Annotated in this window: 17 protein-coding genes; 4 read left to right on the top strand and 13 right to left on the bottom strand. The window is 70.4% G+C overall.

Going from position 1 to position 20,466, the window contains the following annotated elements; genetic code table 11:
* Positions 1 to 253 precede the first annotated feature (253 nt).
* The 9 genes from AC5JOC_RS01145 to gabT form a co-directional block, all read right to left on the bottom strand.
* The gene (locus AC5JOC_RS01145; RefSeq protein WP_494244912.1) at positions 254 to 1,615 is read right to left on the bottom strand and encodes a DUF222 domain-containing protein; all 1,362 of its coding nucleotides are present in this window, start codon (positions 1,613 to 1,615) and stop codon (positions 254 to 256) included.
* A 570-nt stretch (positions 1,616 to 2,185) separates the two neighbouring features.
* Positions 2,186 to 2,893 (bottom strand): FadR/GntR family transcriptional regulator, encoded by a 708-nt coding sequence (locus AC5JOC_RS01140; RefSeq protein WP_494244910.1) that lies wholly within the window; start codon positions 2,891 to 2,893, stop codon positions 2,186 to 2,188.
* Positions 2,894 to 3,169: 276 nt separating this feature from the next.
* Entirely contained in the window at positions 3,170 to 3,871 is a 702-nt protein-coding gene (purQ, locus tag AC5JOC_RS01135) for a phosphoribosylformylglycinamidine synthase subunit PurQ (protein WP_064294181.1), read from the bottom strand.
* Positions 3,868 to 4,128 carry a phosphoribosylformylglycinamidine synthase subunit PurS gene (gene purS / locus AC5JOC_RS01130; RefSeq protein WP_064294182.1) on the bottom strand — a complete coding sequence of 87 codons (261 nt, stop codon included), beginning with the start codon at positions 4,126 to 4,128 and terminating at the stop codon, positions 3,868 to 3,870. The genes purQ and purS overlap by 4 nt, the downstream gene beginning before the upstream one ends.
* Positions 4,129 to 4,232: 104 nt before the next feature.
* Positions 4,233 to 5,810: an APC family permease gene (locus tag AC5JOC_RS01125; protein WP_079705048.1), complete on the bottom strand. Its 1,578-nt coding sequence runs from the start codon at positions 5,808 to 5,810 to the stop codon at positions 4,233 to 4,235.
* Positions 5,807 to 6,703, bottom strand: a complete 897-nt coding sequence (locus tag AC5JOC_RS01120) for a universal stress protein (protein WP_086474644.1) — start codon at positions 6,701 to 6,703, stop codon at positions 5,807 to 5,809. Before AC5JOC_RS01120 ends, AC5JOC_RS01125 begins: the two co-directional genes overlap by 4 nt.
* A gap of 237 nt (positions 6,704 to 6,940) precedes the next feature.
* Positions 6,941 to 8,299 (bottom strand): flavin monoamine oxidase family protein, encoded by a 1,359-nt coding sequence (locus AC5JOC_RS01115; protein ID WP_138946360.1) that lies wholly within the window; start codon positions 8,297 to 8,299, stop codon positions 6,941 to 6,943.
* A gap of 262 nt (positions 8,300 to 8,561) precedes the next feature.
* Positions 8,562 to 10,028 carry an NAD-dependent succinate-semialdehyde dehydrogenase gene (locus AC5JOC_RS01110; RefSeq protein WP_079705051.1) on the bottom strand — a complete coding sequence of 489 codons (1,467 nt, stop codon included), beginning with the start codon at positions 10,026 to 10,028 and terminating at the stop codon, positions 8,562 to 8,564.
* A gap of 146 nt (positions 10,029 to 10,174) precedes the next feature.
* Entirely contained in the window at positions 10,175 to 11,539 is a 1,365-nt protein-coding gene (gabT, locus tag AC5JOC_RS01105; protein WP_494244908.1) for a 4-aminobutyrate--2-oxoglutarate transaminase, read from the bottom strand.
* 156 nt (positions 11,540 to 11,695) lie between these two features.
* Here gabT and AC5JOC_RS01100 point away from each other — a divergent pair, with 156 nt between their 5' ends.
* Positions 11,696 to 13,291 carry a PucR family transcriptional regulator ligand-binding domain-containing protein gene (locus AC5JOC_RS01100; RefSeq protein ID WP_494244906.1) on the top strand — a complete coding sequence of 532 codons (1,596 nt, stop codon included), beginning with the start codon at positions 11,696 to 11,698 and terminating at the stop codon, positions 13,289 to 13,291.
* 402 nt (positions 13,292 to 13,693) lie between these two features.
* Here AC5JOC_RS01100 and AC5JOC_RS01095 read toward each other — a convergent pair whose 3' ends face one another.
* Both AC5JOC_RS01095 and AC5JOC_RS01090 read right to left on the bottom strand, forming a co-directional pair.
* Positions 13,694 to 13,825 (bottom strand): hypothetical protein, encoded by a 132-nt coding sequence (locus tag AC5JOC_RS01095; protein ID WP_494244904.1) that lies wholly within the window; start codon positions 13,823 to 13,825, stop codon positions 13,694 to 13,696.
* A gap of 9 nt (positions 13,826 to 13,834) precedes the next feature.
* Positions 13,835 to 14,101 (bottom strand): hypothetical protein, encoded by a 267-nt coding sequence (locus AC5JOC_RS01090; protein WP_494244902.1) that lies wholly within the window; start codon positions 14,099 to 14,101, stop codon positions 13,835 to 13,837.
* Between the two features lie 500 nt (positions 14,102 to 14,601).
* Between AC5JOC_RS01090 and AC5JOC_RS01085 the strand changes: the two genes are divergently transcribed.
* On the top strand, positions 14,602 to 15,399 hold the full coding sequence (locus AC5JOC_RS01085; protein ID WP_494245162.1) for a bifunctional lysylphosphatidylglycerol flippase/synthetase MprF: 798 nt from the start codon (positions 14,602 to 14,604) through the stop codon (positions 15,397 to 15,399).
* A gap of 14 nt (positions 15,400 to 15,413) precedes the next feature.
* Here AC5JOC_RS01085 and AC5JOC_RS01080 read toward each other — a convergent pair whose 3' ends face one another.
* Both AC5JOC_RS01080 and AC5JOC_RS01075 read right to left on the bottom strand, forming a co-directional pair.
* Complete coding sequence (locus AC5JOC_RS01080; protein WP_494244901.1) at positions 15,414 to 16,844, bottom strand: alanine--tRNA ligase-related protein; 1,431 nt, start codon at positions 16,842 to 16,844, stop codon at positions 15,414 to 15,416.
* Between the two features lie 58 nt (positions 16,845 to 16,902).
* Positions 16,903 to 18,048, bottom strand: a complete 1,146-nt coding sequence (locus AC5JOC_RS01075; protein WP_494244899.1) for an alpha/beta hydrolase — start codon at positions 18,046 to 18,048, stop codon at positions 16,903 to 16,905.
* Positions 18,049 to 18,309: 261 nt separating this feature from the next.
* Between AC5JOC_RS01075 and AC5JOC_RS01070 the strand changes: the two genes are divergently transcribed.
* Together AC5JOC_RS01070 and phnC are read left to right on the top strand one after the other, a co-directional pair.
* A complete protein-coding gene (locus AC5JOC_RS01070; protein WP_159877690.1) occupies positions 18,310 to 19,230 on the top strand; it encodes a phosphate/phosphite/phosphonate ABC transporter substrate-binding protein in 921 nt (306 codons plus the stop codon).
* A gap of 97 nt (positions 19,231 to 19,327) precedes the next feature.
* Entirely contained in the window at positions 19,328 to 20,323 is a 996-nt protein-coding gene (phnC, locus tag AC5JOC_RS01065) for a phosphonate ABC transporter ATP-binding protein (RefSeq protein ID WP_411557874.1), read from the top strand.
* Positions 20,324 to 20,466 lie beyond the last annotated feature (143 nt).

Below are 20,466 nucleotides of genomic sequence, written 5' to 3'. Positions count from 1 at the left end.
CGGCTGTCCGTCGACACGGGGTACGCGGCTCCTTCCGGTCATTGAGCTTGTCGAAATGCCCCCGAGGACCCTTCGACACGTCGACGGGCCCGGTGCGGCGCAGCTCAGCGATCGAGGGTGATTCGGGCGAACCCTAGCCCGATGGCCGAGGTGGCGCGGCTCGGCTGCCCTTCGACGGGCTCAGGGACCGGGCCATCCGGGTGAACCTCTCCCGCTCATCGAGGCGGCGCGACCCGAGTGCCCTTCGACAGGCTCAGGGACCGAAAGCGTGCGAGCACAGTCCAGCCCGGTCACTGAGCTTGTCGAAGTGCCCACGAGGACCCCGTCGACAGGCTCGGGTACCGAATCGGTTCTGGGTACACCTCTCCCGGTCACTGAGCCTGTCGAAGTGCCCACGAAGAACCCATCGACAGGCGCAGGTGCCGGCGGGGGTCAGAACGGCGCGGGATCGGGTTCCGTCCGATACTGCTTCCCGTCGGGTGTCGTCCAATCGAGGACCCCGCCGGGCCCGTGGTCGAGGTTCCAGCCGGGCAGGTGCTTCATCCGGTGGTGATGTCGGCAGAGACAGGCGAGGTTCCCGACATCTGTCGTCCCGCCGTCTTCCCAGGCGACCGAATGGTCGAGGTCGCAGGCCCTGGCGCGTCTGCCCGCAGCCCGGTGCCCGACAGGTGCCGTCCCGCAGGCGCACCGCGCGTTGCAGGTCGGCCGGAACCCGGTACTGGTTCCGCCCGACGGAGAGCACCGCACCCGTTTCCGGTTGGACGAGGATCCGGGTGAAGCTCGGCGCGTTCACCGCGATACGTGCGGCGGTCTCCGGGTCGATCGGACCGTACCCGTCGAGCGTGGCCGGGGCGTCGCTGACACCGGCCATGCTGAGCGCCGGGACCGTGATCTGCACGGTGGGCTTGATGTGCTCCTGGACCTCGATCGGGTGCGGGAGCACCGGGCTCGACATCACGTCGTCCGGGGTCACGCCGGTGAGCGCGAGCGCCGCGAGGGCGTCCGCCTGCAGCTGGGCGCAGGTGCGGGTGTCACCGGCCTTGCGTGACTCCGCCGCGGCTGCTTCGACCCGCTCGATGATGCCCTGCGCGATCGGCGCCGTGGTGAACAGGTGCACCCACGCCATGCCGTCGGCGGCGGGCTCGAACTCGACCCGGCGGTCGGCCTCCGACCGGACCGAGCGCGGGCGGTGATGGACTCGGGGTGGAGGCGCTCGCGGAGCGATGCGGGCGCGCCTGCGGAGGTTCGCGTTGGTGGACTCTTCCGCGACCGGCAGGACCTCAGCGAGGAACACCGGCCGCCCTGCGGTCGGCACGTCACTGAGTTGGTCGATGATCGTCTGCGCGTGCCGCGCCGAGATGCGCCCGGCCTCGAGGGAGGCGAGCACGGCCGGGGCGTCGTTCACGAGGCGTTCGGCGTCGTTCGTCGCCCGCTGAACGGTCCGCTCGGGCGTCCGGGTCGCCATCGCGAGGGCCGCGCAGGTGGAGCGGCGCGAGAGCGCCTGCCGTTCGGCCGGCGGGAAGATCGGCCGGGACCGACCGACGTCCGCGAAGCGCGTCGGCGTAGGCGGCGGAACGGGCGAGCAGCCGAGCCTCCTCGGCGTCCAGAGCAGCACGCCGCCGCTGGATGTCCGCGTAATGGTCCGAGAACTCCGCGAGGCTGCGCGGCGTACTCGTCGCTCGCGCGGATCGCGGTGAGGGTGGTCTCGGTCATGGAACAAGTCCATCATGGACCACTGACATTCCAGATGCTGAGTCGGCCCGGTTGTGGAAGTGTCCTCGTGGGCCCTTCGACAGGCTCAGGGAGCGGAGGAGGCATGCCGGATTCGCGGGGTTCTCCCGTGTGCCCTTCGACAGGCTCAGGGACCGGAGGAGGCATGCCGGATTCGCGGGGTTCTCCCGTGGGCCCTTCGACAGGCTCAGGGAGCGGAGGAGGCATGCCGGATTCGCGGGGTTCTCCCGTGTGCCCTTCGACAGGCTCAGGGAGCGGAGGGGGTTGCTCTGGGTCCGGAAGGAATCCGCGTGCACCTCTTCCGGTCACTGAGCTTGTCGAAGTGCCGACGAGTGCCCTTCGACAGGCTCAGGGACCGAAGGGGCGTTGCCGGGTTCGGCGGGTGTTCCGTGGGCCCGTCGACAGGCTCAGGGAGCGGAGGAGGTTGCCCGGACCGGGTCGGGGTCGCGACGCGTCAGCTCGCGCTGTCGTCGGTTTCGAGCTGCAACCAGTCCTCGAAGTGCTGGCGCATCGCGCGTCGGGCGGCCTCGGCGTCTCGAGCGGCCAGGGCGTCGACGACGGCGTAGTGCACGCTGTCGGTCCGCCGGACGCCGCGCTCGTCCGGCTGCTCCACCTCGATCGCGCGGAGTCGACGCTGCCGGATCGTCTCGCGGAGCACGTGACTGAAGCCCTCGTGCATGAGTCGGAAGATCGGGTCGTCGACGATGGCGTTCAGTCGGCTGTGGAAGTCGACGTCGGCCTCGAGCGCCGCATCGTGATCCCCGGCGAGCGTCGCGGCGATCATGCGGTCGACGTCGTCGCGCAGCACTGCGACCGCTTCGTCGGTGACGAGCCCGGCCGCCGCCTCGGCGACGGTCTCCTCCAGCATCATGCGCGAGCGGGCGAACTGATCGTCGGACAGGTAGCCCAGCTGACGGGAGATGGTGAACCAACTGCGGACGAAGTCGTCGCCCGGAGCGTCGATGGAGGTGCCCCGACCCTGGGTGCGGTGGAGGAAGCCGAGCCGTTCGAGGACTGCGAGCTGTTCGCGAAGGGCGCCGCGGCTCATCTGCAGTGCCTCGCCGAGCTCGCGTTCCGGAGGCAGGCGCCGCGCGGTGGTGCCGGGCTCCGGCGTGGCCAGTTCGACGAGCCTCGCCACGAGCGCTTCGAGCGGCTCCGCCATGCTGCCCCCTCGATTGGTCCGACCAGTGTCGATGGTAGCCGGTGGTGCGGGCCGCCCTTCGACAAGCTCAGGGACCGGATTGGGGCTCGGGGACCGGATTGGCGCTCTAGGACCGGATTGGGGCTCAGGGACCGGGGTGGTAGGGATCAGGGACCGGGGTGGGGCTCAGGGACCGGGGCGGCACTCAGGGACCTGGGTGGCACTGCGGGATCCCTCCACCGACGCAACACGCCCGCCCCGACGGATCGGGACGGGCGTGGAGACGACGTGTGTTTGCTAGACCGCCTGGAGGGCCTGCACAGCGCTCGTGAAGAAGGCGAGACCGTCGACACCGGAGCGCATGGCGAGCGGGGTGTCGGGACCGAAGCCCGGCTCGATCGCGTGCTCGGGGTGCGGCATGAGCCCGACGACGTTGCCGGCCGGGTTCGTGAGGCCGGCGATGTCGTCGAGCGAACCGTTCGGGTTCACGCCCGCGTAGCGGAAGGCGACCAGGCCCTCGCCCTCGACACGTGCCAGGGTCTCGGCGTCGGCGATGTAGCCGCCGTCGGCGTTCTTGAGCGGGATGGTGATCTCCTGCCCCTTCGAGAACTGGTGGGTCCAGGCGGTGTCGGCGTTCTCGACCGTGAGCAGCTGGTCGCGACGGATGAACTGCTGGTGGGCGTTCCGGATGAGGCCACCGGGCAGCAGGTGCGCCTCGACGAGCATCTGGAAGCCGTTGCAGATCCCGAGGATCGGCATGCCCTTGCCGGCGGCGTCCTTCAGCTCGGTCATGATCGGCGAGACTGCGGCGATCGCGCCGGCGCGGAGGTAGTCGCCGTAGCTGAAGCCACCCGGCAGGATGACGGCGTCGACACCCTGGAGGTCGTGGTCGCCGTGCCAGAGCGCGACGGGCTCGGCACCCGCCATGCGGACCGCGCGCTGGGCGTCGCGGTCGTCGAGCGAACCGGGGAAGGTGATGACACCGATACGGGTCGTCATGCCTCGGAGCCCTCGGGGTAGTGGATGGCCACGACGTCCTCGATCACGGCGTTCGAGAGGATGTCGTCGGCGATCTGCTGCACCGTGGCGCGCGTGGCGTCGGTGATGGGGCCGTCGACCGTGAGCTCGAAGCGCTTGCCGATGCGGACATCGGTGAACTCGCTCTTGCCGAGACGCGCGAGGGCGCCGGCGACGGCCTTGCCCTGGGGGTCCAGCAGTTCGGCTTTCGGCATGACTTCTACGACGATGGTCGGCACGGAGGTCTCTTTCGTTGCGACGCGGCGGGGATGCGAACAGTCTAGCGCCGAGCGCACGACGCCCGTCCGACGAGGTGCGTCGGACGGGCGTCGTGGTCAGCGGGTCATTCCGGGAGGGCGGCGTCCGCTTCGTTCGCGTCGCCGGCGATGCCGCGGGCGAGCGTCTTGTTGCGGAAGAAGTCCGGTCGGAGCTTCGCCTGGATGAGCATGATGACGATGCCCGCCACGATGATGATCATGCCGAGGATGAACACGAGCCCGACACCGCCGATGTTCGATCCGCTGCCGTAGTCGGGGTCGGCGCTCTCGATGATCGTGGTGAAGAAGAGCACGCCCAGGATGAGACCGCCGACGAGCGGGGAGAAGAACTGGAAGAAGAAGTTCCGTGCGCTCGAGAACCACTGCTTCCGGAAGTACCAGACGCACGCGAACGCCGTCAGGCCGTAGTAGAAGCAGATCATCATGCCGAGGGTCGTGATCGTGTCCCAGAGCACGTCCTCGGAGATGAAGCGCATGACCGCGTAGAACACCGACGCGACGACACTCGAGACGATCGTCGCGTAGCCGGGCGTGAAGAACTTCGGGTGCACCTTCGAGAACTTCGGCGACAGCGCGCCGTAGTGCCCCATCGCGAGCAGGGTCCGCGCGGGGGAGACGAACGTCGACTGCAGCGAGGCGGCCGAGGACGACAGCACCGCGATCGACACGAGGATCGCGAGCGGACCGAGGATGGGCCCCGCGAGCGAGAAGAACACGTTGCCCTGGATGTCCTCGTTGCCGAGCCCGAACTCGCCGTCGCCGACGCCCGCGTAGTTGATGAGCGCGACCGACAGGAACAGGTAGAGGACGACGATGATGACGACCGTGGCCGTGGCGGCCTTGCCTGGCGTCGAGCTCGACCCCTTCGTCTCCTCGCTCATCGTCAGCGTGACGTCCCAACCCCAGAAGATGAAGATGGAGAGCGAGAGGCCGGCGGCGAAGGCGCTGAACGACCCGACGGCGAACGGGTTGAACCAGTCGAGCGAGATCGGGAGGGCGTCGAACGCGTCACCGCCCGCGACGTGCGCGAAGGCGACGATGCCGAACAGCACCATCACGAGCAACTGGAAGCCCACGAGCACGTACTGCAGCTTCTGCGTCGTCTGCATGTCGCGGTAGGAGATGAGCGTCGCCCCGAGCATGAACGCCAGACAGGTGATGACGTTGATGAACGGGTTCGACGTGAGGCCGGCGATGTCGGGGTTCTGGAAGATCTGCGACAGCATCAGGTAGAAGAAGTCGACCGCGATGCCCGCGAGGTTCGAGAGCACGACGATGGTCGCGGCGATGAGGCCCCAACCGGCCATCCAACCGACCCACGGGCCGAACGCGCGCGTCGCCCAGGTGAACGAGGTGCCGGAGTCCGGCATGCGGCTGTTGAGCTCCCGGTAGCCGAAGGCGACGAGCAGCATCGGGATGAAGCCGACGAGGAAGATGGCCGGCACGTGGGTGCCGACCTCCGCGACGGTCGGACCGAGGGCACCGGTCAGCGTGTACGCCGGGGCGATGCACGAGATGCCGATGACGATCGCGCCGACGAGGCCGACGGTGCCGGCGCCGAGGCCCTTCTTGGAGAGGGCGCCCGTCGCGGTGGTCTCGGGGTGGGCGACGTCGCGCGGGGGAGTGGTTTCGGGAGGAGTCATGTCGGGTCTCCGAGGGTCAGCACGGAGTCGCGGGGCACGACCACCATGGGTACGGGGAGCTCCCGCAGCATCTTCGCTGCCGTGGAGCCGAGGAAGAGGTGCTTCGGGGTGGCGAGTCGGCTGGAACCGACGAGCACGATCTCCGCGGGCTTCCACTCGAGGTGCGAGACGGCGTCCTCGATGCGGGTGCCCGAGGCGATCTCGGTGGTCACGTCGATGTCCTTCGGCAGGTGCTCGGTCGCGTAGGCGAGGACTTCCGCCGCGTGCGACTCGGCCCGGGCGGTCGCCTCGGGGTGCTCGGCGCCCTCCGGCTGGTCGAGCGCGACGAGCGAGACCAGGCGGAGCGGGATGACCGCGTTCTTGGCGACGACGATGGCCGCGTCGAGCAGCTGGTGCGCGCCGGCACGGGTGCCGATCGCGCAGGTGATCCGGCTGACCGTGCCGCCGGTGGGCTGCGCGTCGAGGAGGTCGCGGCTGCCGACCGGAGCGAGGGCGACCGGGACGACCGCCGAGTGCAGGAGCGTGTTCGCGACGCTGCCGAGCGTGAACCGGCCGAGGAGTCCGCCGCGCGCCGCACCGATGATGATGAGCCCGCCCTCGAGGATGCGGGAGGCCTCCAGGAGGCCCTCCGCGAACGACTCGTCGTACACGAGGTGCGTCTTGGCCGTGATGTCGGCTGGGACCGCGTCGAGCGCCTCGGCGAGCCAGCGTTCGGCCGTCTCACGGAGGAACCGTTCGTAGCCGGGATCGGCCGGGGTGATCGTCGGGCGTTCCTCGTTCGCGAGCACGAGGACGATGTCGAGCCGGGCGCCGGTGGTCCGAGCGATCCGGATGCCGAGCGCGAGCGCGTCGCGTCCCGCCGGCGTATCGGTGTAGCCAACGATGTATCTCATCTGGTGTTCGCTTTCGATCGGGTGCGCCCTTCGACAAGCTCAGGGACCGGGACCAGGATGCACGGCGGTGTGCGGGTGTTTCGTTGGTGCAGGGTATCGACGGGGGTGGCCCTTCGACAAGCTCAGGGACCGGAAGTGGTGCTCAGGGACCGGAGGCGGTGGGCGGGGAGCGGAGCGCCCTTCGACACGCGGTTCCTGAGCTTGTCGAAGGGCAGGGACCGAGGAGGTCGGAGACGCTTACGCCTGGTGGCGGGCGATGATCGCCTCCGCGGTGTCGGCGCCCTTGCGGATCGCGCCGTCCACGTGCTGGTAGCCCTCGGCGGCGAGGTCGCTCGTCGACCAGAAGATCGGACCGACCGGCGTCGACTGCATGGCGCCGTAGCGCGAGAGGCCACCGAGGTCGAAGCTCGCCGCGTACGCGCCTCGCGTCCACTCCTCGCTGCCCCAGTCGCTCTCGTAGTAGACGACGGGGGAGAGGGCCTGCTCGCCGTAGTAGTGGGACAGCGAGGTGAGGATCCGCTCGCGACGCTCCTCGGCGCTCAGCTTGAAGACCTCGTCGGCGCGCTCGTCCGAGACGAACCCGACGAGCGTGCCGCGCGGGTCCTCGTGGTTCGTGTTGTCGTAGGCCTCGTGGACGAGCTCGTACGGGCTGAACGCGGTGGCCGACAGGCCGTCCTCGCGCCAGAACGGCGTCTCGTACACGGCGTGGACCTTGATGACGAGCCCGAGCGACATGTGCTGGTGCATCTGGTGGCTGAGGCGCGGCAGCGGCGGCTGGAAGTCGATGCGGGAGTAGAGGTTCGGCGGGACGGCGACGATCGCGTACCGCGCGTTGACCGTCACGCTGTCCGCCTCGGCCGAGACGCCGGCGTCGGACCACTCGAGGCGACGCACGGGCGAGGACAGGTGGACGTCGTCGCCGAGGGCCTCGGCGAGCTTGATCGGGACCTGCTGCAGGCCGCCGACGACGCGCTTGTCGAGGATGAAGTCGGCCTCGACGAGGTGGGTGAAGCTGCCGGCGGACGCCGCCATGAGGAGCGCCTGCAGGAGCGAGAAGGAGTGGGAGGGCTTCGTGAGCATCGCGGCGGCGATGAAGAGGGCGATGTTGTCGCGCGCCTCGACGTCGTCCGTCTGCTCGGCGAGCCAGGCGCTCCACGAGATGCGGTCGTACTCCTTCGCCCGGGCGTGCGCCCACGGCTCGGTGACGCCGACCTGCTCCACGAGCTCGTCGAGCAGGGTGATGAGTCGCTCCATCTCGGCCGCGGTCGACTCGGCGACGGGGAAGATGTCGCCCGTGAAGCGGGTGCGCACGCCCTCGGCGTTGACGTAGACGCTGTCGCCCTCGCGGTAGCGGGAGTAGGTGTCGAGCCCGAGCTCCTCGAGCGTGGCGAGCAGCGCGGTCTGGTCGGGGGAGACCCACTGGCCGCCCAGCTCGAGCATGGCTCCGTCGATGTGGTTCGTCCAGAGGCGACCACCGACGCGGTCGCGCGCCTCGAGGACGGCGACGGACAGGCCCGCCGCGCGGAGCTTGGTGGCGGCCGTGAGCCCGGAGGCCCCGGCGCCGATGATGACGACGTCGCGTTCGATAGCGCTCATGAGGTGTCTTCCTGTTCGTGGCCCTTCGACAAGCTCAGGGACCGGGGTGGTGCTCGGGGGACCGGGGTGGTGCTCGGGGCCGGGTGGTGCTCGGGACCGGGTGGTGCTCGGGGCCGGGTGGTGCGTGGTGTCGGGCTGGTGCTCGGGACCGGCGCCGATAGTCGAGTATGGCGGATCCGGCGGTCGGATGGAACCGAGGATGGCGAGGTCGCCGGTCGGATCGGTGATCGGCGACGGTTTCCGTCGTGCCGACCGAGGTGGGTCAGCCGATGGGCGTCATGGTGTACTTCGTGTACAGGTACTCGTGGATGCCCTCGAGCCCGCCTTCGCGTCCGATACCCGACTGCTTGATGCCACCGAACGGTGCTGCGGCGTTCGAGATGACGCCGACGTTGAGGCCCATCATGCCGGTCTGCAGGCGGCCGATCATGCGCTGTCCGCGGGCGAGGTCGGTGGTGAACACGTAGGAGACGAGCCCGTACTCGGTGTCGTTCGCGAGCCGCACGGCCTCGTCCTCGTCGTCGAACGGCACGATCGCGAGGACCGGGCCGAAGATCTCCTCGCGGAGGATGTCGGACCCCGGCACGACGCCGGTGACGACCGTCGGCTGGAAGAAGGTGCCCGGTCCGTCGACGGCCTCGCCGCCGGTGAGGACCTCGGCGCCGCGCTCGACGGCGTCGCCCACGAGGGTCTTCGCCTTCGTGACCGCGCGGTCGTCGATGAGCGGGCCGATCGTCACGCCGTCCTCGGTGCCACGACCGATGCGGAACGCGTTGACCTTGTCCGTGACGCGCTTCGCGAACTCGTCCGCGACGTCGCGGTGGACGATGAAGCGGTTCGCTGCGGTGCACGCCTGTCCGATGTTGCGGAACTTGGCGGCCATCGCGCCCTCCACGGCCTTGTCGAGGTCGGCGTCCTCGAACACGACGAACGGGGCGTTGCCGCCGAGCTCCATCGAGGTGCGGAGGACGTTCTTCGCGGACTGCTCGATGAGCTTCTGGCCGACGGCCGTCGAGCCCGTGAAGCTCAGTTTGCGGAGCCGCGGGTCGGCGATGATCGGGCCGGACACTGCGGAGGAGCTGGAGGTGGTGATGACGTTCACGACGCCGGCGGGGAGCCCGGCGTCCTCGAGCAGCTTCACGAAGTACAGGGTCGTGAGCGGCGTGAGCTCGGCGGGCTTGACGACGACCGTGCAGCCGGCGGCGAGCGCCGGGGCGATCTTGCGGGTCGCCATCGCGAGTGGGAAGTTCCACGGCGTGATGAGGAAGCACGGACCGACGGGGTGCTGCGAGACGGTCATCATGCCGGTGCCCTCGGGGTTCGACCCGTAGCGTCCGGAGATGCGGACGGCCTCCTCGGAGAACCAGCGGAGGAACTCGCCACCGTAGGTGACCTCGCCGTTCGCCTCGGCGAGGGGCTTGCCCATCTCGAGCGTCATGAGGAGGGCGAACTCCTCGCGACGCTCCTGGAGGAGGTCGAAGGCCTTCCGGAGGATGTTCGAGCGGGTGCGGGGAGCGGTCGCCGCCCACTCGTCCTGGGCGGCGACGGCTGCGTCGAGGGCCGCGGTGCCGTCGGCGACCGAGGCGTCCGCGATCGTCTTGATGACGTCGCCGGTGGACGGGTCGCTCACGTCGAGCGTCGCGCCCTCCGTCGCGTCGCGCCAGACGCCTCCGATGAACAGGCCGTTCGGGACCTTGGCGAGCAGATCGGTTTCACGTGCGTCGGTCATGGGTGGAGCTCCTTGGTGGTGTCGGTGCCGTCGGTCACAGTGTTTCAGCGTGCATGCCCCTCGACAAGCTCGGGGACGACCACATCGGTCCCTGAGCTTGTCGAAGGGCGGCCCTTCGACAGGCTCAGGAACCGGCGGGCGTGGCGTCAGTTCGCGGCGAGCGCCTCGAGGACGACGTCGAGTCCTTCGTCGAGCAGCTCGAGGGGGATGGTCAGCGGCGGGAGGAAGCGGACCACGTTGCCGTAGGTGCCGCAGGTGAGGACGATGACCCCGGCCTGGTGGGCGGCCTTCGCGACGCGTGCTGTGAGGGCGGCGTCGGGCTCGCCGGTGGCCGGGTCGACGAACTCGACCGCCATCATGGCGCCGCGCCCGCGGATGTCGCCGATGCGGGGGTCGGAGGCCTGTGCCGCGGTGAAGCGGTCGACGATACGGGTTTCGATCGCCCGGGCCGAGGCTGCGAGGTCCTCCTCCTCGTACGCTTCGATCGCCGCCAGGGCAGCGACACAGGCGAGTGGGTTGCCGCCGTAGGTGCCGCCGAGGCCGCCGGCGTGCGGGGCGTCCATGATCTCCGCGCGTCCGGTGACGGCGGAGAGTGGCAGGCCGCCCGCGATGCCCTTGGCGGTGATGATGAGGTCGGGCACGATGTCGAAGTGCTCGGACGCGAACATCGCACCCGTGCGGGCGAAGCCGGTCTGCACCTCGTCGGCGATGAAGACGACGTCGTTCGCGCGGGCCCAGTCGAGCAGGGCCGGCAGGAAGCCGTCCGCCGGGACGATGAAGCCGCCCTCGCCCTGGATGGGTTCGATGATGATCGCCGCGAGGTTGTCTGCGCCGATCTGCTTCTCGATCTGGGTGATCGCGCGCTGCGCCGCCTCGGCGCCGGTGAGCCCGCCGTCGCGGAAGGGGTAGGACAGCGGTGCGCGGTACACCTCGGAGGCGAAGGGGCCGAAGCCGCTCTTGTAGGGCATGGACTTGGCGGTGAGGGCCATCGTCAGGTTCGTGCGGCCGTGGTACGCGTGGTCGAAGGCGACGACCGCCTGCTTCTTCGTGTGGCTGCGGGCGATCTTCACCGCGTTCTCGACCGCTTCGGCGCCCGAGTTGAACAGTGCCGTGCGCTTGGCGTGGTCGCCGGGGGTGAGGCGGTTGAGCGCCTCGGCGACCTCGACGTAGGAGTCGTAGGGGGTGATGGTGAAGCAGGTGTGGGTGAACTCCTGCAGCTGTCGGGTGACGGCCTCGACGACGCGCGGGTTGCTGTTGCCCACGCCGGTCACGGCGATGCCGGACCCGAGGTCGATCAGGGAGTTGCCGTCGACGTCGACGAGGACGCCACCGCCCGCGCCGGCCGCGAACACCGGCATCGTGGTGCCGACGCCGGACGCGACCGCGGCGTGCTTCCGGGCCATGAGTTCCTCGGAGATCGGTCCGGGGATGGCGGTGACGAGGCGACGTTCCTGGGGGAGCGAGGGTCCGCCGAGGATGGAGGGCGCGGGGGCTGCGGTGCTGCTCGTCATCGGTACTCCTTCGGCTGCCGCGTCCGGCGGGGGCGCCGAGGTCGTCCGCGAGCAGTGCACCCAGGCTAGGCAGCGGTCCGCGTCGAGGCAGTCGACAGTCTGTCCATGCAACTGGCATCGGTTGGACGATCCGGCATCCGTGCGTAGACTCACGCCATGGCACCGACGCTGCAGGACCTCCTCGACCACCGTGCGCTCGGCCTGAAGCTCGTGGTGGCCGGGACCGAGGGCGCGCTCGACCGGCAGGTCGCCTGGGTGTCCGGGTCCGACCTGCCGGACCCCACGCCGTTCCTCCTCGCCGACCAGGTGCTGCTCACGACGGGCACGCAGTTCGGGACCGCGGTGTCGACGACGCAGGTCGAGGCGTACGTCGCCCGCCTCGCCGACGCCGGTGTCGCCGGACTGGGGTTCGGCACCGAGGTGATCACGGCCGGGACGCCGCCGGAACTCGCCGAGGCCTGCGCGGCGCACGGGATGCCGCTCATCGAGGTCCCGTACCGCACGCCGTTCATCGCCGTCATCCGGTACGCGTCCGACCTCCTCACCGAGGCGGCGCGGGCGAGGGACGCCTGGGCCCTGGGCGCCCAGCGCGCCATCGCGTTCGCCGCGCTCCGCCCCGACGCGACGGCCGCCGTCGTCACCGAACTCGCGCGGTCGCTCGGTGCCTGGGTCGTGCTCTTCGACGCGCATGCGACCCCGGTGGCGATCGCGGGCGACGGGCCCACCGCCGGTCCCGAGACCGAGCGCCTCCTGGAGCGGGTGGCCGGCGAGGCCACCATGCTCCTCAGCCGCGGACAGCGGTCGGGTGCGACGCTCGCGAGCCGCACCCGCACGGTCTCGCTCCAGACCCTCGGTCGGCGTGGGGACCTCCGGGGTGTCCTCGCCATCGCCGGGACCGACGGCCCCCTGGACGCCGCAGCCCAGAGCGTCGTGACCTCCGTCGTCGCCATCGCCGGGCTCACCCTCGAGCAGGGCGGCGCGCTCGGACGGGCTGGGCGCTCGCTGCGCACCGGCGTCTGGCAGCTGCTCCGCGCCGGACAGACCACCGCGGCGCGCGAGGTCGCCGAACAGCTCGGTACGCCGTTGCCGACCGGAGCGGTTCGCGTCGGCGTCTGCTCCGGGCCGACCGAAGCACGCGAGGCACTCCTCACCGAGCTGGAACGGGCCGAGACGCTCAGTCCGGGTTCGCTCTTCGTCGCCGAGCAGGACGGACGGCCCGTCCTCCTCCTCGCAGCGGCCGAGGGGGACACCGAGACGGACGTCGATCGGGCGGTCGAGGCGGTGATCGCGGCGGCCCCCGCTCGGCGGCTCGGCCTCTCCCGAGCCGTCGCGCTCGCCGAACTGACGACGGGGATCGAGCAGGCGGTCTCCGCACACGAGCACGCCGTCTCCGCCGGCGAGGCCGTCGTGCGGTTCGGGGCGCTCGCCGCAGCGGGGATGGCAGGGTTGCTCGACCCCGTCCGCGCCGCCGCCGTGGCCGAGGAACTGCTCGAGCCCGTGCTCCGCGTCGACCGCGAGGAGGGCTCCGACCTCGTGCCGAGCCTCCGCGGCTGGCTCGAGGCGAACGGTCAGTGGGAGCCCGCCGCGCGGCGACTCGGGATCCATCGACACACGCTCCGCAACCGCATCACCCGGGTCGAACAGGTGCTCGGGCGACCCCTCGACACCTTCGCCGCTCGGGCCGAACTCTGGCTCGCGCTGGTCAGCCTGCCGGACGGCGATGCGTTGCGGTCCCACGCGGCCGTTCTGTAGCCTCGACCGCACGGCGCGCGTGTGCTCCGTGGAACCACGAAGGGGGCAGCGCGCATGAGGATCCGAACGGTGGTCGGCCGGGTGCCGGTCACGATCGCCCTGGTGCTGGTCGTCCTCGTCGTCGGGCGTCGTCGGGCGTGGCCTCTGGGAGTCGACGACGGCGCAACCGTGGTGGGACGCGGTCGCCTACGGCTTGCCCGCCTTCGAGGCCGGGCGCTGGTGGACCCCCGTCACCGGGACGTTCCTCGTCGTGGAGCCCTGGGCCTACGTGTTCGCGGTGATCGGGTTCGCCTGGGTCGGCCTGCTGGAGTGGTGGCGGGGATCGAAGGTGGCGCTCATCACCTTCGCCGCCGGTCAGCTCGTCGCCGTCCTCGCCACCGCCGGGTTCCTCTGGGCCGCGAGTCAGCTGCCCTGGCCGTGGGCGACGAGCCTCGCCGGGATGCTCGACGTCGGTCCGTCCGGCGGGACGATGGCCTGTTTCGCCGCCTGTGTGTCGCTCTTCGCCTCGCCGTGGCGGCAGCGGGGCTGGATCATCGTCGCGTCCTACGCCGCGATCGGGGTCCTCTTCATCGGCTCGCTCGCGGACCTCGAGCACGCCTTCGCGGTGCTCTTCGTCCTCGCGGTGAACCGCTCCTTCCGCATCCAGCGGGCCAGCGTCCGCGAGCGCCGACTGCTCGCGTTCACGACGAGCGTGGCCCTCGGCGTCGTCCAGATCGTCGCCCTGCTCGTGCCGACCAACGGCCCGTTCGGTCCGACCGCTCCGGCGGAGGGCCCGTGGCTCGACGTCGCGATCGACACGGTCGTGATCATCCTCGTCGCCAACGGCCTGCGGCTCGGTCGCCGCTGGGCATGGGTGCTGAGCGTCGTCTGGGCGATCCTCAACGTCCTGGTCGCGGTCCTGTACCTGGCGCTGTCGCCGTTGGACCCCGCCGAGCTCCCGATCGACTGGGGCGACACCGACGTGTTCCTGGCGACGTCCGTGCTCTGGCTCGCCTTCCTCGTCTACCTCCTTGCGACCCGCAGCGCGTTCTCGTCCCACCGACGCCGGCAGCTCGGCGTCGGGCGCAAGCAGCAGCAGGACCTGCCGTCGGCGGACGACGCCCGCGCGCTCATCCGGACCGACGGCGGCGGCTCGCTCTCCTGGATGGCCACGTGGGACGGCATGGAGTACTTCCGCACCTCGGTGGGCCTCGTGCCCTACCAGAAGCACGCCGGCGTCGCGATCGTGCTCGCCGACCCGCTCGGCCCGCCGGAGCACCTCCGAGGCGAGCGTCGAGGAGTTCGTCCAGGCGGCCGAGCGCGACTCCCTCATCCCGTGCTTCTTCAGTTCCAGCCAGGCGACGAAGGACGCGATGCCCGAGGGATGGCGCGACCTCATCATCGCCGACGACACGATCGTCGACCTCCCCGGTCTCGCGTTCACCGGCAAGGCCTGGTCGAACATCCGCACGGCGCTCAACAAGGCGGAGCGCGAGGGGATGGTCTTCCGGATGAGCACCTACGCCGCCGAGACCTGGGGCGTCCGACAGCAGATCCGCGCCATCTCCGAGGGCTGGGTCGGCGACAAGGGTCTGCCGGAGATGCGGTTCACCCTCGGGACCCTGCAGGAGGCCGACGACCCCGAGGTCCGTCTGGCACTCGCGATCTCACCGGACGGCGACGTCGACGGCTTCCTCAGCTGGCTCCCGGTCTTCGGCCCCGACGGCGAGCACCGCGGGTGGACGCTCGACCTCATGCGGCGACGCGAGGAGGGCTTCGGTTCGGTCATGGAGTTCCTCATCGCCTCCTCGGCCAAGGTCTTCGCCGAGGAGGGCGCGCAGATCCTCTCGCTCTCGGGCGCGCCGCTCGCGCACCGGGTGGAGGACGACGAGGGGCGCATCGCGCACCTGCTGGGTCAGCTCAGCGGCATCCTGGAGCCGGTGTACGGCTTCTCGTCCCTCCACCGGTTCAAGCAGAAGTTCAACCCGCGATCGGAGCCGATCTACCTCCTGTACCGCGACGAGGGCGACCTCACGCGGATCGCCGCGGCGCTCACCCGCGCGTTCCTGCCGGACGCGACGCTCCGGCAGTTCGCCGGCGCCGGCATCGACATGCTCAAGCGCGACTGAGCGGAGGCCGACCCTCAGGCGGTGTCGCCGCCCGGGAGGCCGGCGGCGCCGAGGTGCGTCGCCCCGCGGGACCGCGCACGCTGCTCCGCGAGCGCGGCGGCGAACTCCGCCTCCCAGTCGGAAGCGACCTCGATGCCGAGGCGCCCGGCCTCCTCGATGGTCAGCTCCTTCGGGAAGCCGTTCGTGTCGGACAGTCGGAACACGTCGTGTCCCGTCATGACCCGCCCGGCGTACCCCTGGACCATCTGGAGGCCTGCGCCCAGCGTGCGTCGGAACGACTGCTCCTCCTTGACGAGGACGGCGACGACCTCGTCGCGGGCGGCGGCCACCTCCGGGTAGTCGTCGGCGTACAAGCCCGCGATGACGGGCACGATCTCGCCGAAGAAGTTCTCGTGGAGGTCGAGCGAGAGTGCGAGCCGGATCGCCCGTCGGAGCAGCCGCCGCATGACGTAGCCCTGCTCCTTGTTCGACGGACGCACGCCGTCCACCGCCAGGAAGGTCGCACCCCGCAGGTGGTCGGCGATGATGCGCATGGCGGAGGTCTCGTCCTCGTAGCGTTTCCCGGTGAGCTCCTGGAGTCGCTCGACGATGGGCCACAGGAGCGAGATGCGGAAGACGTCGTCGGAGTCGATCGACGCGGCGGCGATGCGTTCGAGGCCGCCGCCGAAGTCCACGTTGCGCCGGGCGAGTTCCTCGAACGAGCCGTCCTCGCGTCGGCGGTACTGCATGAACACCTGGTTGCCGATCTCCATGAACCGTCCGCCGTCGCTCGCGGGATGCGCGAGGCCGTAGGACGGATCCTGGAACTCGGGGCCGAAGTCGTAGAACACCTCGCTGTCGGGGCCGCACGGGTCGCCGATCGGGGTGCCCTCGAGTGACCCGCCGCGGGACCACCAGTTCTCGCCGCCGTCGTAGAAGAAGATCCGCTCTCCGGGCCGCACCCCGCGGGCGTCGCCGTCGGCCTGGGAGCCGATCTCCGCGATCCCGTTGGAGACCCCGCGTTCGGCGAACACGGACGCCCAGATCGACGCGGCCTCGTCGTCGCGTGGGATGCCGTTCGCGGGATCGCCGATGAAGCAGGTGACGGAGATCCGCTCCGGATCCAGCCCGACGATGTCGACCAGGAAGGTGAAGAACTGCCGGATCTGCGTCTCCTTGAAGTAGTCGCCGAGCGACCAGTTGCCGAGCATCTCGAAGAAGGTGGTGTGTCGGTTGTCGCCGACGTCCTCGATGTCCTGGGCGCGGACGCACGGCTGGCTGTCGGTCAACCGTCGCCCCTCGGGGTGCTCCTCACCGAGGAGGTACGGCAGGAGTGCCTGCATCCCGCTGCCGTTGAACAGGGTGCTCGTGTCGCCGCGCGGGACGAGCGGTGCCCGCTTGATCAGCGCGTGGCCGTTCCGTTCGAGGAAGTCGAGGTAGGCGTTCCGGATGTCGTGGGCGTCCATGCCGACACGATTCCAGCTTTCGGGCCCGAGGGGAAGCCGGTCTGCGCGGCGACCCGGCTCAGTCCGCGTCGTGGAGTGATCGCAGGGCGGTCACGACGTCGTCGTGCCAGCGGCGGGCCGCAGGGAGCACGCCGCCGAAGATGGGGGTGTCGTGCGTCGCGCCCAGGTACATCGTCCCGCTCGCGTCGACGCCGTCGGCCCGGAGCGCGGCCAGGTAGGCCGCGCCGTCGCCGCGGAGCGGGTCGTACTCGGCCGTGAGGATCACGGCGCGGGGGAGGTCCGCGTGCGACCGCGCGAGGAGGGGCGACGCGTGCGGCTCCTTCGCCTGACGTCGATCCAGGAGGTAGGTCTTCGCGACGGAACGGAGCTCCTTGATCGCGAAGATCCTCGGGATGCCCATCTCCCGCACGGGACGGAGGTCGATGTGGCCGCCGGTCAGGTCCGTGACCGGCACCTCGAGCAGCTGGAGTCGGATGGGCAGCCGGCCGCGTTCACGATTCACGAGCGTGAGCGCAGCCGCGATGCTGCCACCGGCGGACACCCCGGCGACGGCGATCCGCCCCGAGTCGATCCCGAGCGTCGCGGCCTCGGCGAACAGCCACTCGAGCGCCGCGTGGGCCTGCTCCAGCTGGGTCGGGTACCGGTGCTCGGGAGCGAGCGCGTAATCGACGGCGGCGATGACCACGCCGGCGTCGGCCGCCCGACGACGGAACCCCGCGTCGGTCGTCGGGTAGTCGATCCCGCCGATGCGGAACGCCCCACCGAAGAAGGACAGGACCGCGGGCACCGCCTGGTCGCCGTCGGCCGTCGGCGGGTGGTAGAGCCGGATCCGGACGTCGGGGAAGCCGGCGACCGGGATCGTGTGCTCCTCGATGCGCAGCTCCGGGCCCGGGACGCCGACGGTCGCGAGCTCCTTCTTGTCCCAGTTCCGCGCGGCCTTGCGGTGCTGTGCGCGCGTCTTCTTGCGGCGGGGTGCGGCGGTGGTGGCCTTCGCCGTCGGGCTCGAGGGCTTCGCCTTCGGCCCGGCGGCCTTCGGGGAGGTCGCCTTCGGGTCCGCCGCGGGAGCGGGCTTCGGGCGCGCGACGGTGGTCGTCTTCGGCCGCAGGAAGAAGGCCTTCGCCTGCTCGAGTGCGGTCGAGATGAGGTAGGCGCGGTGCGTCCGCGCTCGTTCGACGAAGATCGGGTCGAGGGGCAAACGACTCACCTGCTCTGCTGCTCGGATGGGCGGATTCCAGCAGTCTAGGCGGCTCGGCGGACGACGGCCGTGGCTTGCCTGATCGATCCTTCCGCGGGGCTTCACCTCCTGTTCACCGGGAGGCCCGGCCCTGTTCGGGCGCCGCTCGTAGCGTGATCACACGTACGGCACACAGCAGTGCCCGCGTCGGTCACTCGCGGTTCCGATCCACCGGAGCCACGCGCGGAGCGGGCGGGTGCATCGGTCCTTCTGAAAGGTACGTCCCAGCACATGAAGCTCTCCCTCACCCGCGTCGCTGCGCTCGGCGCCGCCGCCCTCCTCTCGATCGGCCTGGCCGCCTGCTCGAGCGCCACCGCCAGCGACACCGGTTCCGCCGCGGCCGGGACCTTCGCGGTCGACGACCAGACCCTCGTCTTCGGCGTCGTCCCCGACTCGGTCGACACGCAGACCAACTACCAGCCGCTCATGGACTACATCGCCAAGGAGACCGGCAAGAAGGTCGAGTACCACGAGTCGACCGACTACGCGGCCCTCATCGAGGCGGCCGTGGCCGGGAAGATCGACGTCGCCTCCTTCTCCGGCTTCACCTACGTGACCGCGCTCAACAACGGGGCCAAGATCACGCCGATCTCGTCGATCATCACCGTCAAGGGGCAGGAGCCGGGCTACTACTCCGAGGCGATCGTCCCGAAGGACTCGTCGATCACGAAGATCGAGGAGTTCAAGGGCAAGAAGGTCTGCTTCGTCGACCCGTCCTCGACGTCCGGGTACCTGTTCCCGAGCTACAACCTGCTCGAGGCCGGCATCGACCCCGAGAAGGACATCACCCCGGTCTTCGCCGGCAAGCACGACGTCTCGGTGACGAAGACCGCCGAGGGCGTCGAGTGCGAGGCGGGCTTCGCCGAGGACTCCGAGGTCGAGAAGAACGACGGCGTGAAGGTCATCGACCGCACGATGGTCCCCGGTGCGCCGATCGTCGAGTCCGACTCGCTGCCCGCCGACGTGAAGGAGAAGCTCGAGAAGGCCCTGTCCGAGGTCACGATCGACCAGATCATCGACTCCGGCGTGAAGAGCGCCGACAGCGACGCCTTCCGCGCGACCTTCTACGGCACCTCGCCGGTCGACGACGCGTACTACGACACCATCCGCGACATCTGCAAGAAGACCAACGCCAAGCAGTGCCAGGCCTGACCTGAGCGCCAGTCCCGCCCTTCGACAAGCGGTTCCTGAGCTTGTCGAAGGGCGGGAACGGCCGTCGATGATCCGCAATCCACGAGAGGCAGCAGCCATGAGCGTCACCGAGCAGCAGGCGCGTCGCACCGCACCCGACGGAGCGGAACCGCTCGTGCGTCTCCGCGGGGTCACGAAGCGCTTCGACCGGACGGTCGCCCTGCAGCGCGTCGACCTCGACATCCGTCGCGGCGAGATCGTCGTCCTGCTCGGTCTGTCGGGCTCCGGCAAGTCGACGCTCCTCCGTCACCTGGACGGCCTCGAGCGGCCCACCGCCGGGTCGGTCTCGGTCCTCGGTGACGAGGTGCCGGCCCTCGGACAGCGTGCCCTGCGTCGGCTCCGCGCCCGCGTCGGGTTCGTCTTCCAGCAGTTCGAGCTGGTCCCGTCGCTCACCGTCCTCGAGAACGTCCTGACCGGTTCGCTGGCGGGCGTCCGCGGACCGCGTCTCGGCATCCTCGGCTACGGCCGCACCCTGAAGTTGAAGGCGCTCGGCCACCTCGACCGCGTCGGGCTCCTCGAGCGCGCCTACCAGCGCGCCGACACCCTCTCCGGCGGTCAGCAGCAGCGCGTCGCCATCGCCAGAGCGCTCATGCAGGACCCCGAGATCCTCCTCGCCGACGAGCCCGTCGCCTCCCTCGACCCGGAATCGAGCGAGCAGGTGATGGCCCTCATCCGCGAGATCGCGATCGACCGCGGACTCACCGTCGTGTGCAGCCTGCACCAGGTCGACCTCGCGCTCTCCTGGGGCGACCGCATCGTCGGTCTCCGCCACGGCGAGGTGGTCCTCGACACCACGACCGACGGCCTGTCGAAGACCGAGGTGATGGAGATCTACGGCCGGGTCGCGACGAGCACCCGTGAGCTGCAGGCGATCGCGGTGGAGTTGGAGACCGACGAGCTGCTCGGCGACCCCGACGACGACCTCCGCGGCCTGCTCGGTGTCGAGGAGCGCGTGGGCGAGGACGAACTGCCCGACGACCCGGAGTGGGAGTTCGACGCCGATGTCGACGGCCGCGAGCCCGACGAGCTCCGTCGACCGGGCAGGACCCGCTGATGGTCGTCACCGCACCCGCGAAGACGGCACCGCCCGCCGGCCGCCCGCCAGGACTCTCCGGACCCGTTCCCGTCGGTCGGCTCCGACCGCAGACGATCGCCGCCGTGCTCACGCTCGATCGCGCTGCTCGCGTTCTCGGTCTA

The organism is Plantibacter sp. (assembly GCF_059073635.1).
The sequence above is the reverse complement of the archived record's forward strand: the minus strand, read 5'-3'. Positions and strand labels throughout refer to the sequence as shown.

What these genes read in the sequence shown, in the direction of transcription:
- phnC (WP_411557874.1), top strand. Translation starts at nt 19,328, where the DNA reads ATGAGCGTCACCGAGCAGCAGGCGCGTCGCACCGCACCCGACGGAGCG.
- AC5JOC_RS01140 (WP_494244910.1), bottom strand. Translation starts at nt 2,893, where the DNA reads ATGGCGGAGCCGCTCGAAGCGCTCGTGGCGAGGCTCGTCGAACTGGCC.
- AC5JOC_RS01125 (WP_079705048.1), bottom strand. Translation starts at nt 5,810, where the DNA reads ATGACTCCTCCCGAAACCACTCCCCCGCGCGACGTCGCCCACCCCGAG.
- AC5JOC_RS01070 (WP_159877690.1), top strand. Translation starts at nt 18,310, where the DNA reads ATGAAGCTCTCCCTCACCCGCGTCGCTGCGCTCGGCGCCGCCGCCCTC.
- AC5JOC_RS01110 (WP_079705051.1), bottom strand. Translation starts at nt 10,028, where the DNA reads ATGACCGACGCACGTGAAACCGATCTGCTCGCCAAGGTCCCGAACGGC.
- AC5JOC_RS01100 (WP_494244906.1), top strand. Translation starts at nt 11,696, where the DNA reads ATGGCACCGACGCTGCAGGACCTCCTCGACCACCGTGCGCTCGGCCTG.
- AC5JOC_RS01120 (WP_086474644.1), bottom strand. Translation starts at nt 6,703, where the DNA reads ATGAGATACATCGTTGGCTACACCGATACGCCGGCGGGACGCGACGCG.
- AC5JOC_RS01080 (WP_494244901.1), bottom strand. Translation starts at nt 16,844, where the DNA reads ATGGACGCCCACGACATCCGGAACGCCTACCTCGACTTCCTCGAACGG.
- purQ (WP_064294181.1), bottom strand. Translation starts at nt 3,871, where the DNA reads ATGACGACCCGTATCGGTGTCATCACCTTCCCCGGTTCGCTCGACGAC.
- AC5JOC_RS01090 (WP_494244902.1), bottom strand. Translation starts at nt 14,101, where the DNA reads ATGATCACGACCGTGTCGATCGCGACGTCGAGCCACGGGCCCTCCGCC.
- AC5JOC_RS01115 (WP_138946360.1), bottom strand. Translation starts at nt 8,299, where the DNA reads ATGAGCGCTATCGAACGCGACGTCGTCATCATCGGCGCCGGGGCCTCC.
- AC5JOC_RS01095 (WP_494244904.1), bottom strand. Translation starts at nt 13,825, where the DNA reads ATGATCCAGCCCCGCTGCCGCCACGGCGAGGCGAAGAGCGACACACAG.
- gabT (WP_494244908.1), bottom strand. Translation starts at nt 11,539, where the DNA reads ATGACGAGCAGCACCGCAGCCCCCGCGCCCTCCATCCTCGGCGGACCC.